Source organism: Frateuria hangzhouensis, assembly GCF_026410505.1.
GTDB classification, from domain to species: domain Bacteria; phylum Pseudomonadota; class Gammaproteobacteria; order Xanthomonadales; family Rhodanobacteraceae; genus Frateuria_A; species Frateuria_A hangzhouensis.
In genome coordinates, this window is record NZ_JAPMIU010000028.1 from 1 (window position 1) to 13,480 (window position 13,480).

10 protein-coding genes are annotated in these 13,480 nt (G+C 67.6%); 5 read left to right on the plus strand and 5 right to left on the minus strand.

Translation table 11 applies throughout. The annotated features are described in order from the left end of the window. Window positions 1-407 precede the first annotated feature (407 nt). A complete protein-coding gene (locus OSC30_RS16520; RefSeq protein WP_267172947.1) occupies window positions 408-1,397 on the minus strand; it encodes a LysR substrate-binding domain-containing protein in 990 nt (329 codons plus the stop codon). Between the two features lie 288 nt (window positions 1,398-1,685). On the opposite strand from OSC30_RS16520, the gene cysG reads away from it, so the two are divergent. Together cysG and cysK are read left to right on the plus strand one after the other, a co-directional pair. After that, window positions 1,686-3,167, plus strand: coding sequence for a siroheme synthase CysG (gene cysG / locus OSC30_RS16525; RefSeq protein ID WP_267172948.1), 1,482 nt, complete (start codon window positions 1,686-1,688; stop codon window positions 3,165-3,167). 50 nt (window positions 3,168-3,217) lie between these two features. Further along, window positions 3,218-4,198: a cysteine synthase A gene (cysK, locus tag OSC30_RS16530; protein ID WP_267172949.1), complete on the plus strand. Its 981-nt coding sequence runs from the start codon at window positions 3,218-3,220 to the stop codon at window positions 4,196-4,198. A gap of 87 nt (window positions 4,199-4,285) precedes the next feature. On the opposite strand, the gene OSC30_RS16535 is transcribed toward cysK, so the two are convergent. Beyond that, a complete protein-coding gene (locus tag OSC30_RS16535) occupies window positions 4,286-4,684 on the minus strand; it encodes a winged helix-turn-helix transcriptional regulator (protein ID WP_267172950.1) in 399 nt (132 codons plus the stop codon). 147 nt (window positions 4,685-4,831) lie between these two features. Between OSC30_RS16535 and gstA the strand changes: the two genes are divergently transcribed. Then, window positions 4,832-5,458 (plus strand): glutathione transferase GstA, encoded by a 627-nt coding sequence (gene gstA / locus OSC30_RS16540; RefSeq protein ID WP_267172951.1) that lies wholly within the window; start codon window positions 4,832-4,834, stop codon window positions 5,456-5,458. Window positions 5,459-5,840: 382 nt separating this feature from the next. Here gstA and purB read toward each other — a convergent pair whose 3' ends face one another. Continuing rightward, window positions 5,841-7,208 (minus strand): adenylosuccinate lyase, encoded by a 1,368-nt coding sequence (purB, locus tag OSC30_RS16545; RefSeq protein WP_267172952.1) that lies wholly within the window; start codon window positions 7,206-7,208, stop codon window positions 5,841-5,843. Window positions 7,209-7,424: 216 nt separating this feature from the next. On the opposite strand from purB, the gene OSC30_RS16550 reads away from it, so the two are divergent. Next, window positions 7,425-8,807, plus strand: coding sequence for a class II fumarate hydratase (locus OSC30_RS16550; RefSeq protein WP_267172953.1), 1,383 nt, complete (start codon window positions 7,425-7,427; stop codon window positions 8,805-8,807). A gap of 197 nt (window positions 8,808-9,004) precedes the next feature. On the opposite strand, the gene OSC30_RS16555 is transcribed toward OSC30_RS16550, so the two are convergent. Continuing rightward, the gene (locus OSC30_RS16555) at window positions 9,005-9,568 is read right to left on the minus strand and encodes a hypothetical protein (protein ID WP_267172954.1); all 564 of its coding nucleotides are present in this window, start codon (window positions 9,566-9,568) and stop codon (window positions 9,005-9,007) included. A 128-nt stretch (window positions 9,569-9,696) separates the two neighbouring features. Beyond that, entirely contained in the window at window positions 9,697-11,010 is a 1,314-nt protein-coding gene (locus OSC30_RS16560) for a hypothetical protein (RefSeq protein ID WP_267172955.1), read from the minus strand. Between the two features lie 161 nt (window positions 11,011-11,171). On the opposite strand from OSC30_RS16560, the gene hutU reads away from it, so the two are divergent. Beyond that, on the plus strand, window positions 11,172-12,842 hold the full coding sequence (gene hutU / locus OSC30_RS16565; RefSeq protein ID WP_267172956.1) for a urocanate hydratase: 1,671 nt from the start codon (window positions 11,172-11,174) through the stop codon (window positions 12,840-12,842). Window positions 12,843-13,480: the final 638 nt, after the last annotated feature.

Sequence of the window (13,480 nt, forward strand, 5' to 3'; positions counted from 1 at the left end):
CCCCCCGGGGCTCGCGGGGAACGGTGCGCGTGCGATTCTTTCGATCTTCAAGAAAACCAAGAGCTTTCACCCAGCCCAAGCCAACATCTTCGCGAGCCCGCCCCTCACCCCAACCCTCTCCCCGGAGGGGAGAGGGAGCAGAAGCGAGGCGCGCGGCTGACGCTTCTCATCTGAGGCGATGACGACCCTGCGCGAGCAGCGTCGGGTCAGGCCGCAGCCTTGCTCCCTCTCCCCTCCGGGGAGAGGGCTGGGGTGAGGGGTCGGGGCTCGCGGGGAACGGTGCGCGTGCGATTCTTTCGATCCTCAAAAAGGCCGAAGAGCCTCCACCCAGTTCGAATCAACATCTTCGCGAGCCCCGTCCCTCCCCCAACCCTCTCCCGGAAGGGAGAGGGAGTCAGGGCGGCCACTCAGGCCGCGTCCGGAAGCGCCACCTGGCGCTCGCGCCAGTGCGGTGTCTGCGGCCGCTCGGGTGCGGTATCGCCGGTCAGCGCACGCACCAGGTCCCAGCGGTCCAGGTGCGGCGCGAACTGGCCGATGAAATCCAGCACGAACTCGCGCACCACCGCCTCGCGCCGCAGCACGATCCAGGTCGTGCACTGCGGGAACAGGTGGTCGGCGGGCAGCACCTGCAAGTCGGCATCGGCTGGCAGCATCGCCATCTCGGCCAGCACGCCGATGCCCATGCCGGCACGCACGTAGGTCTTGATCAGGTCCGCGTCGCCTGCCGTCATGGCGATCTGCGGCTCCAGCCCGGCCGCCTCGAATGCCCGGCGCAACGAGGACTCGGGCTTGACCGAGGAGTCGTAGCTGATCAGCGGTTCCCGGGCGAGCTCGGCCAGCGTCGGCGGCAAGCCGCGCCGGGCCAGCGCGTGGGTGGTCGGCGCCAGCACCACGCGGTGCCAGCGGTAGGCGGGCAAAGCGATGCCCATCGCGGGCGGCGCGCCGGCGGTGCTGATCACCGCCATGTCCACGCGGCCGGCTTCCAGTTGCGCCAGCACGTCGGCGTCCTGCCCGGGCTGCAGGTGCACGCTCACCTGGGGATAGGCCAGGTTGAGCGCGGCGATCGAGGCGGGCAGGGCGAAGCGCGCCTGGGTGTGGGTGGTGGCGATGCGCAGCTCGCCCTGCGCCTCGTTGCGCAGGTTGGCGGCGATGGCACGGATGTTGGCCGCCTCGGCGAGGATCACACGCGCACGTTCCAGCACCTGCCGCCCGGCCTGCGTCACGGCGTCCAGGCTCTTGCCCTTGCGCACGAACAGCTTGAAACCGAGCTCATCCTCCAGTTGCTTGAGCTGCTTGCTCAGGCCCGGCTGGGTGGCATGCACGTGCTCGGCGGCGAGGGTGATGTTGAGCCCGGCGTCGGCGATCGCCACCAGGCAGCGCAGCTGGACCAAAGTCATAAGGGCATATCCGTGTTCGTTCGATGGGGATGGCGGATGCGGACGAGACACGGGTACATCGCCAGGGCTCCCGCGCCGCCCCTTGCAGGGCCGGGCCGTCGACGTCGCGGGGCGGGCGTGGTCCGGTATCCATATTCGGACGTCTATACGTCCATATGATGATTGTGTCAAGGGGCAGGCCGCCGCGGTCCACATGCCGTGAAAGCATATGGACCGCGCCACAATTCATTTGTCCGGCAGCACGCCCCCGCCTAGCGTGGCCTGACCTCCACGCATGGGGCCGCGCCCTTGAAGCTCTACCCGCTGTTCGCCGACCTTTCGCACCGCTCCGTGCTGGTAGTGGGCGGCGGCGTCGTGGCCGAGCGCAAGGTGGCCGCACTGCGCGACGCCGGCGCGCAGGTGACGGTGAACTCGCCCGCGCTGACACCGCTACTGCGCCGATGGGTGGAGGAGGGCAGCGTGGCCCATCGCCCCGAACCTTTCCGCGAGGCCTGGCTGGATCGGGTCTGGCTGGTCGTGGCGGCCACCTCCGACCGTGCCACCAATGCGCTTGTTTCCGAGCTGGCCGGCTTGCGGCGGCTGTTCGTCAACGTTGTCGACGATGCCGCATTGTCGAGTTTCCACGTGCCGGCGGTGATCGACCGCGCGCCGCTGATGGTGGCCATCTCCAGTGGCGGACAGGCGCCGATGCTCGCGCGGTGGCTGCGCGAACGACTGGAGGCATTATTGGATCCTTCGCTGGGCGCGCTGGCGACGCTCGCCGCGCGGCTGCGCCCACGTATCCGCCTGCGCTTCGGGCAGCCGGCCGCGCGGCGGCGTTTCTACGAGGCCTTGTTCGCCGGCCCGGTGGCGTCGTTGCTGCGCCAGGGCCACGAGGCCGAGGCGCGCAACGATGCGGAGCAGGCGCTGGCCGCTGCGCCGCGAGCCTTCGCCGGCTCCGTCGTACTGGTCGGCGCCGGCCCCGGCGATCCGGGCCTGCTGACGTTGCGCGGCCTGCGCGCGCTCAACGAGGCCGATGTGATCCTGCACGACCGCCTGGTCAGTGCCGAGGTGCTGGCGTTGTCGCGGCGCGACGCCGAACGCATCGAAGTCGGCAAGCAGGCCGGCAACCATCACGTGACGCAGGCGCAGATCCATCGACTGATGCTCGGGCACGCCCGCGCCGGACGCCGGGTGGTGCGGCTCAAGGGCGGCGATCCGTTCGTGTTCGGCCGCGGTGGCGAGGAACTGGAATTCCTGCGCGCGCACGACATCGCCTATGAAGTGGTGCCAGGCATCACCGCCGCGCTGGCCTGCGCCGCCTATGCCGGCGTGCCGCTGACCCACCGCGGGCATGCGCAATCGGTGCGGTTGCTCACCGCGCACTGCCAGGCTTCGAACGACACGCTGGACTGGGCCGCATTGGCGCAGGAAAAACAGACGCTGGCGGTCTACATGGGCGTCGGCGAACTGGCCCAGCTGCAGTCGCGCCTGCTCGAACACGGCCGCGATCCTGCGACGCCGTTCGCCATGGTCGAGAACGGTTCGCGCGCCGGGCAACGCGTCGTCACCGGCACTCTGGCCCAGCTCGCCGAACGCGCCGTCGTCCATGCGGTCCGTTCACCGGCGCTGCTGATACTCGGCGAAGTCGCCGCGCTGGCCGGTTCGCTGGCGTGGTTCGGCGCACCACCGCTGGGCGCGGCGCCCGACATCGGCGATGGGGGCAGGGCAGCCCGCGTCCGACCGGCGGCGCGCCAGGACGATGTGCTCGCCGCGCTTCACCAGGCCTGAAGACTTCCGCGCCGGCGCGTTCGCCGGCAACTTTCCCACGGAGCACTCCCATGATCTACGACAGCATCCTCGACACCATCGGCCACACGCCGGTCGTCAAGCTGCACCGCCTTGCACCCAACAACGTCGAGCTCTACGTCAAGGTCGAGGCCTTCAATCCGGCCGGCTCGGTCAAGGATCGCCTCGCGCTGGCGATCATCCTGGACGCCGAGCAGCGCGGCGAGCTCAAGCCGGGCCAGACCGTAGTGGAGGCGACCTCCGGCAACACCGGCGTGGCGCTGGCGGCGGTCTGCGCGGCGCGTGGCTACCCGTTCGTGGCGGTAATGACCGAAACCTTCTCGATCGAACGGCGCAAGCTGATCCGCGCCTACGGCGGCAAGGTGGTGCTGACTCCGGCGGCGGTTCGCGGCACCGGCATGGTCGAGAAAGCGGCGGAACTGGCCAGGAAACACGGCTGGTTCCTTGCGCGCCAGTTCGAGAACCCGGCCAACCCCGCCTACCACCGCCAGACCACCGCCGCGGAGATCCTCGGCGACTTTGCCGGCCGGCGGCTGGATTACTTCGTCAGCGGCTGGGGCACCGGCGGCACGCTGACCGGCGTGGGCGAGGTGCTCAAGGTGGCCCGGCCGGAAGTGAAAATCATCGGCGCGGAGCCGGCGGGTGCCTCGCTGCTCGGCGGCAAGGACTGGCAGCCGCACAAGATACAGGGCTGGACGCCGGACTTCGTGCCCGGCGTGCTCAACCGGGACGTAATCGACCGGCTCGTGACCGTCGACGACACGGTGGCCCGCGACACCTCGCGTGCGCTGTCGCAGCAGGAAGGCATCTTCGTCGGCCTGTCGTCCGGCGGTACCCTGGCCGCGGCGCTGCAGGTGGCCAGGGACGCGCCCGAAGGCTCGGTGCTGCTGGCGATGCTGCCCGACACCGGCGAGCGCTACCTGTCGACGTTCCTGTTCGAGGACGTCAACGAGGGCTCGGACGAAGTGGAAGGCCCCAGCTCCGCTCTCGCAGCCAAGGCCACGGCCGCCTGACAATCGGTCTTCGTAGGAGCCCACTTGTGGGCGATGCGCCTGCCCTGATGCCGGCCCGAGCCAAGAGCATCGCCCACAAGTGGGCTCCTACACGGCCACGCGTCGCGGGCGCGACCTCGCACCGGCATGGCTCGCGCCAAGCTCCCACTGGTCGATCAGCTTGCGCCCCACGCGTGCCAGCGCCTCGATCGCCGGCAGCAGCTCGCGACCCAGCGGGGTGAGCGCGTATTCGGCCGACGGCGGCGAGGTATCCAGCACCTTGCGCGTCACCAGTCCTCGCGATTCGAGCTCGCGCAGCCGCGCGCTGAGCACGCGCGCCGAGATCCGCGGAATGTCGTGGCGCAGTTCGCCGAAGCGCCGCGGCTCGGCGCTCAGGTACCAGATCACGTTGGGCGCCCAGGCGCCGCGCAGCAGCGACAGGCTCTCGGTGAGCGGGCACGCCGGCGGCGGCGCGGCAACCTTGCTCTTGCGCAATGGCAGGCCCATGGCGGGGTGTTCCTCATGCGTGCGGTAACCGCGGGGATACCACATTTTCGCACTAATCCCCGGTTAGGTGGTATCCAACAGTTACCACCGGGACTTAGGATGCGCGGGCATCGTCGAAAGACGCGTTCCCCACCCAAGGAGTGACCCATGAAGCTTTACTACATGCCCGGCGCCTGCTCGCTTTCCCCGCACATCGTGGCGCGCGAAGCCGGCATCGACCTGCAATTGGTGAAGGTCGACGGCAAGACCAAGCGTACCGAGGACGGTGCCGACTTCCTGGCGATCAACCCCAAGGGCTACGTGCCGGCGCTGGAGCTGGACGACGGTCAGTTGCTCACCGAAGGCCCGGCGATCGTGCAGTACCTGGCCGACCTCAAGCCTGGCGCCAACCTGGCCCCGGCCAACGGCACCCTGGCGCGCTACCGCCTGCAGGAAGTGCTGGGCTACATCAACTCCGAGCTCCACAAGTCCTACAGTCCGCTGTTCAAACCGGACACGCCCGAGGCCACGCGGCAGGAGCGCAAGGAGTACCTGCGCAAGCGCTATGCGTTGATCGAAAGCGCGCTGGCGACGCATCCGTGGCTGCTCGGCGACCACTTCACCGCGGCCGACGCCTACTTGTTCACCGTGACCAACTGGTCGCGACACGTGGACCTGGACCTGTCCGATTTCCCGGCAGTGCTGGCGTTCCAGAAGCGCATGCTGGAACGGCCGGCGGTGCAGGCGGTGATGGATGAGGAAGGACTGGCGCGTCGAGCGACCGCGGCGGCGTGAGGAAAGTGGGTCGGAGGGCGCCGTGGCCCTTCGGCTCCGCTTCCGGGGAAGGGGCCTTCGGGCCACATGGCAAGGGCCGGACCCTCACCCCAACCCCTCTCCCGGTGGAAGAGGGGCTCTCGATCCCTCTGCCACCGGGAGAGGGTGCCCGCAGGGCGGGAGAGGGTACGGCCGGAGCGTGCTGACACACGCAACCCTTCGACTTCGGCCCTGCGGGCCTACGCTCAGGGCGAACGGTTGAGAAGAAGCGGTTCGGGCGGAGCGTGCTCTCACACGCAACCCTTCGAGTTCGGCCCTACGGGCCTACGCTCAGGGCGAACGATTACCGAAAGCCGTTCGCCCTGAGCGTAGCGCAGCGAAGTCGAAGGGCCCGGTCGCGCAATCAGGCCTCGCGCGCCAAACCTTCGGCCAGGCCCACATACCCACCCGGTGTCAGCTCCAGCAACCGCTGCTTGGCCTCGGCCGGCAAGGCCAGTCCCTCGATGAACGCACGCATCGACTCCCGCGTGATCCCCTGGCCCCGCGTGAGCGCCTTCAACTGCTCGTAAGGTTCGGGCAACCCGTAGCGGCGCATCACCGTCTGCACCGCCTCGGCCAGTACTTCCCAGCTGGCATCCAGGTCGCCCGCGATGCGCTCGGCATTGACGGTGAGCTTGCCCAGCCCCTTCTGCAGCGATTCCAGTGCCACCAGCGTGTGCCCGAAGGCCGTGCCCAACGCACGCAGCACGGTCGAGTCGGTGAGATCACGCTGCCACCGGCTGATCGGCAGCTTCTCGGCGAAATGCCCCAGCAGAGCATTGGCAAGCCCGAAGTTGCCCTCGGCATTCTCGAAATCGATCGGGTTGACCTTGTGCGGCATGGTCGAGGAGCCCACTTCGCCGGCCTTCAATGCCTGCTTGAAGTAGCCCAGCGAGATGTAGCCCCAGATGTCGCGCGCCAGGTCGACCAGGATGATGTTGGCGCGGCGCACCGCATCGCAGTATTCGGCCACGCCGTCGTGCGGCTCGATCTGGGTGGTGTAGGCGTTGTAGTCCAGGCCCAGGCTTTCGACGAAGCGCTGCGAGAACGCGCGCCAGTCGAGCTCGGGGTAGGTGATGGCGTGGGCGTTGTAGTTGCCCACCGCGCCGTTGATCTTGCCGGGGATCTCCACCGCCGCCAGTTGCTTGCGCTGGCGCTCGAGGCGCGCCACCACGTTGGCCAGTTCCTTGCCCAGTGTGCTGGGCGAGGCGGTCTGGCCGTGCGTGCGCGAGAGCATCGGCAGGCCGGCGTTGGCATGCGCCAGTTCGCGCAGGCGCGCGATGATGCGATCGAACATCGGCAGCAGCACGCCCTCGCGCGCATCGCGCAGCATCAGCGCGTAGGACAGGTTGTTGATGTCCTCGCTGGTGCAGGCGAAATGCACGAACTCCTTGGCCTGCGCCAGCGCCGGGTCGGCGCCGATGCGCTCCTTGATGAAGTACTCGATCGCCTTGACGTCGTGGTTGGTGGTCGCCTCGATTGCCTTGACGCGTTCGCCCTCGGCCACGCCGAAGTCGTTGGCGATGGCGCGCAACTGGTCCACCTGCGCGCCGGAGAACGGCGGCAACTCGACGATGCCGCCTTCGGCGGCCAGGGCCAGCAGCCATTCGATTTCCACCTGCACGCGCCGGTGCATCAGGCCGTACTCGCTGAAGATCGGCCGCAGCGGCTCGACCTTGCCGGCATAGCGGCCGTCCAGCGGCGACAGGGCGGTGAGGGCGTGGGTGGACATCGCGGTCATTCCGGCAAGGGGAAACGCGGCATTTTACATCCCGCTTCCCATGGCTGCCCGCGATTCTTCCCCTCGCGTCTGTAGGAGCGCCCTTGGGCGCGACCTGGATGGCGGTCGCGCCCAAGGGCGCTCCTACAGGGCCTTGTTGTCCAGGGCCGTTGTCCCCGGCCCGAGGCGGCCCAACTTATAGTGGCCTGATCTTCCACGGAGCAGACCATGGCCGACTTCCGCACCGAACACGACAGCATGGGCGAACTCAAAGTCCCCGCCGATGCGTTGTATGGCGCGCAGACCCAGCGCGCGATCGACAACTTCCCGATCTCCGGCCTCGCCCTGCCGCGCGACTTCATCCGCGCACTGGGCCTGATCAAAGCGGCCGCGGCCTCCGCCAACCTGGCGCTGGGCCACCTGAAGAAAGGGCAGGCGGCCGCCATCCGCAAGGCCGCGCTGGCGGTGGCCGAGGGCAGGCACGACGCGCAGTTCCCCATCGACGTGTTCCAGACCGGTTCGGGCACCAGCACCAACATGAACGCCAACGAGGTGATCGCCCACCTCGCCGCGCAGGGCGGGGCGAAGGTGCACCCCAACGATCACGTCAACTACGGCCAGAGCTCCAACGACGTGATCCCCACCACGATCCACGTCAGCGCCACGCTGGCCACCAGCGAGCGCCTGCAGCCGGCGCTGAAGCACCTGAAGAAGGCCATCGACAAGCGTGCGCGTGAGCTGAAGAACGTGCCCAAGACCGGCCGCACCCACCTGATGGACGCGATGCCGGTGACCTTCGGCCAGGAACTCTCCGGCTGGTCGGCACAGATCGGCTCGGCCATCGAGCGCATCGAAGATGCTTTGAAGCGCATGCGCCGGCTGCCGCAGGGCGGCACCGCGGTGGGCACCGGCATCAACGCCGACCCGAAGTTCGGCCCGGCGGTGGCGAAGGAGCTCAAGACGCTGACCGGCGTGCGCTTCGAATCGGCGGAAAACTTCTTCGAGGGCATGGCCGCGCAGGACGCCGCGGTTGAACTCTCCGGCGCGCTCAAGACCCTGGCCGTGGCGCTGATGAAAATCGCCAACGACCTGCGCTGGATGAACTCCGGCCCGCTGGCCGGCCTGGGCGAGATCGAACTGCCCGCGCTGCAGCCGGGCTCCTCGATCATGCCCGGCAAGGTCAACCCGGTGATCCCGGAAGCCACCGCCATGGTCGCCGCGCAGGTGATCGGCAACGATGCCGCGATTACCATCGGCGGCCAGTCCGGCAACTTCCAGCTCAACGTGATGCTGCCGCTGATCGCCTACAACCTGCTGCAGTCGATCGACATCCTGGCCAACGTCAGCCGCCTGCTGGCGGACAAGGCCATCGCCGGCTTCAAGGTCAACCGCGAGCGCGTCAACCAGGCGCTGGCGATGAACCCGATCCTGGTCACCGCGCTCAACCCCGTGATCGGCTATGAAAAAGGCGCCGCCACCGCCAAGCAGGCCTACAAGGAAAAGCGCCCGATCATGGACGTGGCCCTGGAAACCACGGGCCTGTCGAAAGAGGAGCTGAAAAAGCTGCTCGACCCCACCGCGCTGACCCGCGGCGGCATCCACGGCGAATAGCCGCCACAGCAGACTGCCAGAGCAGCAAAGGCGTGCGGAGAGCTATGGGCTCGCCTGATCGACTCCCTCTCCCCCGGCAACGCCGGGGAAAGGGCTGGGGAGAGGGGGAGGCCGTTGGTTCTGTCCTCCACCCCCAGCAGGAAGAACGATCGGTCGCGGCTTGCCGGTGATGGGCTGAAGCCCACCCTACGAGGACCTCAGCGCACCGGTGCCATCAGGTGCTGGTACGGCGTGCCCGACCACATCACGTAAGGCGCGCCGGTGTCCGGATTGGTCAGGTGCGGGTAGCCGTCGTAGAAGGATGCGTCCGCACCGACCAACATGACGTGCGGGCCGGTCTCGATCCAGTGGTTGTCCTTCGGTCCGGCCGCGTACGGATCGGTGTTGCTGGCGTCGGTGCCGCCCTGGAGCATATACACCAGGCCGATCTGCCCGGCCGGCGGGGTCGTATGGCCGAGGTAGGCCTGCATCCAGCCCATCGCGCCCTTGTCGGCGCACATCGGGTCTGGGCCCGGCGTGCCCGGGTTGTCGGGAATGCAGGTGAAGCCGTTGTCGCCCTGGCGCAGCGTGCGCATCTTGCCGCCTTCCTCCATGGCCATGATGGTGGCGCGGCTGCCGACCGCGGCAGGCGCCGCGCGCATCGCGCTGGCGATCATCTGGGCATCATTCCGGGTCTTCGGGTTGAGAGCCTGGGCGCCGCCAGTGGCGAGCAGCAGGCAGGCGGCAAGGGCGAACCGGTTGGGTTTGACTGCTGGGTACATGACCATCTCCCGCATGAACGGACGGCCATTCCGGTTTCCCGGCGGAAGCCTGCGCCTGCATTCGTTAGCGGCCGATCAAGCGGTTGTCACCGGAAGCGGTTGCCGGACGGTTGCCGGCATCCATCAACTCAGGGCGCCGCCTCCGGGGCCACCGTCCGGTCGCCCTTGCGTGGGGCGGATACGAGCTGCCACCCGGGCGCCAGCTCCATCGTCCATCCCTTGCCGTGCAGCTTCCCTTCGCGTGCATCGCTGTCCGGTGCTGCCACCGTCAGCGCCTTCCAGTCGCTCGCCATCAGCGCCCCACCATCCACCGTGATCGATCCCCAGTCGTCGATCACATGCATCGTCGGATACACCGTCCCGGCATCCCCCAGCGGCACCAGGTTGCTGGGATTGAACTGCACCTTCATGTGCGCCAGCGGCAGCCGCAACACCGGCCCGCTGATCAGTTCCGCCTTGTACAACGCAGCCTGCCGGACACGCGCATCCGCGCGGGCGTGCTCGCTGGCCAGCAGGGCAGGGCCGTCGTAACGCGCGGCCAACTTCCCGACATCCGGCGCGGCCGCCATGTCCACGTGCAACGCCTCCGCCAGCATCCCCGCCGGCGAGCCGCCCTTGACGATCGCCTTGCGCCAGCCCGGCCGGTAGCGGTCCAGCAGCATCCCGTAGGCCGGCCCGGTCGCATACGCGAACGACCGCACGAAGCTCGTGTCGTTCTTCGGATGCCAGGCAAGATCCCGGCGCGCCATCGCCACCTGCGCGGCCGACGTGCGATTGCCGACCATCACGCCGGTGTACTCGGCCAGCCCCTCGTTGCGCTCGACCTTGATCTCGGCCTGCGCCGCCTCGGGAAAACGCTGGTAGCGCGCCGCGCGGAACGCCAGCGCATCGGCCGCACGCGCGCGACGGTCGGCATCGGACCCGGCCGCCAGCGCGGCGTCCAGCGCGCGCCACTCCAACTGCAGGGTGTAGCGGCCTTCCAGCGTATCCAGGTGCGCGTTGTCGGCCTCGCGCGGGCTCAGTCCCAGGCTGTCCTGCACGCGATGGAACGCCTCGTGCGCCATGATCGTATGGCGTTGCGCCGCATCTTTCTTCAGCGGCCACAGCATCTCGGTCCAGCGCACGCCGGCCCAGTCCGCAGACGTGTTGGCGATGGTCTGGTCCTTGGGCAGGTCGCCCACGTACACGCCGCCCTCGGGCCGCAACTTGCCCTCGGCATCGGCCTGGTTGGCGACCACCCGGCGCGAGGCCGGTTCCACCAGCAGCATCGGCCCGCACAGCGACTTGCCCCACAAACGGCCCCCATCCGCGTGGCAAAGCTGCGAGGCCTCCTTGAAATACCGGCCGGCGAGGGCGGTATCGATCGCCGGCGCGTCCGCGCCGATCGCGGCCGGCGCCAGTGCCACCAGCGCAAACCAGGGCAAAGCGGATCGAAACAACATGCGCATCTCCCGGCAGGATGATCGACAACTTGCCGGGCGAGTCTATCGCCGCGTCCGGCCCGATCAGCGTGCCAACCGTCATGCCCGCCCGCGCCTCCTCACCCGCGAAGCGCCCCGCACCCGATGGCTATACTCGAGCATCTGCCTCAAGGAGCCCGGCCATGAACGCCCCCACCCGCATCGACACCACCCGCACCATCCGCGCTCCGCGCGGCAGCGAGCTGACCTGCAAGAGCTGGCTCACCGAGGCGCCGTACCGGATGATCCAGAACAACCTCGACCCCGAGGTGGCGGAGAATCCGGCCGAGCTGGTGGTCTACGGCGGCATCGGCCGCGCCGCGCGAAACTGGGAATGCTTCGACGCCATCCTGCGCTCCCTGCGCGAGCTCAACGACGACGAAACCCTGCTGGTGCAGTCCGGCAAGCCGGTCGGCGTGTTCCCGACCCACGCCGACGCCCCGCGCGTGCTCATTGCCAACTCCAACCTGGTGCCGGCCTGGGCCAATTGGGAGCATTTCAACGAGCTCGATAAGAAGGGCCTGATGATGTACGGCCAGATGACGGCCGGCTCGTGGATCTACATCGGTTCGCAGGGGATCATCCAGGGTACCTACGAAACCTTCGTCGAGATGGGCCGCCAGCATTACGACGGCAACCTCAAGGGCAAATGGCTCCTCACCGCCGGCCTCGGCGGCATGGGCGCGGCCCAGCCGCTGGCCGCCGCGCTGGCCGGCATGTGCAGCCTCAACATCGAATGCCAGCAAAGCCGCATCGACTTCCGCCTGAAGACCCGCTACGTCGACGAGCAGGCCACCGACCTGGACGACGCGCTGGCGCGCATCGCGAAGTACACCAAGGCCGGCGAAGCCAAATCCATCGCACTGCTGGGCAACGCCGCCGAAATCCTGCCCGAGCTGGTGCGCCGCGGCGTCCGACCGGACGCTGTCACGGACCAGACCAGCGCGCACGACCCGGTCAACGGCTACCTGCCGCTCGGCTGGACGGTGGAAGAGTGGTTCGAGCGCCGCAAGAGCGACCCCAACGGCACCCGCGACGCCGCCAAGCGCTCGATGAAGCAGCACGTCGAAGCCATGCTCGCCTTCCACGCCAAGGGCATTCCTACCTTCGACTACGGCAACAACATCCGGCAGATGGCCAAGGATGAGGGCTGCGAGAACGCGTTTGCCTTTCCGGGCTTCGTGCCCGCCTTCGTGCGCCCGCTGTTCTGCCGCGGCATCGGGCCGTTCCGCTGGGTCGCGCTCTCCGGTGACCCGGAGGACATCTACAAGACCGATCAGAAGGTCAAGGAGCTGATCCCGGACGACAAGCACCTGCATAACTGGCTGGACATGGCCAGGGAGCGGATCAGCTTCCAGGGGTTGCCGGCGCGGATCTGCTGGGTGGGTTTGGGGCTAAGGGACAAGCTGGGGTTGGCGTTCAACGAGATGGTGCGGAAGGGGGAGTTGAAGGCGCCAGTGGTGATTGGGCGGGATCATCTGGATTCGGGGTCGGTGGCGAGTCCGAATCGGGAGACCGAGGCGATGAAGGATGGGAGTGATGCGGTGTCGGATTGGCCGTTGCTCAATGCGATGCTCAATACGGCGGGTGGGGCGACCTGGGTGTCACTGCATCACGGTGGCGGCGTGGGCATGGGCTACAGCCAGCACTCGGGGGTGGTGATTGTGTGTGATGGCAGCGAGGCGGCGGATAAGCGGATCGCGCGGGTGCTTTGGAATGACCCGGCGAGTGGGGTGATGCGGCATGCGGATGCGGGTTATGAGATCGCCGTTGAGTGTGCTGAGACTCAAGGGTTGAATCTGCCAATGCTCTAGGCAAGAAATGAGAGGTCGTATCCCCTTTTGCGGCCACTTTTGCGACCCGACTTCGTTGTGCGCCAAGCACCTCTCTTGTATGTTCACACCGGATTGACAGGGGGCGCTGCGGACGGCAGCTCTAACGTCGCGGAAGGACCTTGGTAGGCGTCAAGCGTTATCTAGCCGTTCTGGACGCTTCAGAAAGCCCATATGAGACCGCTTTGGTTGAGCGGCGAGAAGATCCCTTCGCTCAGTGGTCACGAAGCTGCCATTGGTTATCTGAATACATCGGACGGTTCGCAGATGGCAAACAAAAGGGTTAAATATCATAGCAACGAGCACAGCATCCTTTACGCTGAAACCGGGGGCGCGTGCCCGCTCTGCGCGTCGCCTATGATGTTCAAGAAGGTCAGTTCAAAGCACCCGAGTATAGGCTACGAGATCGCGCATATTTATCCGTTGAACCCAAATGCCTCGCAGGCAAAAGCCCTTAAGGGGTACGCAGCGCCGTCCGACATAAACGCCCTAGGGATGGTCTGATCAACCATCGCCTTTTAAAAACGGACCGGTTTGAGCACGGCAAGGGCGTGTCGGGCGACCACCAGGCCCACGTTCGGCAATCGCGCGCGTTGTTTTCCGCCGCGCATGACCGCGGC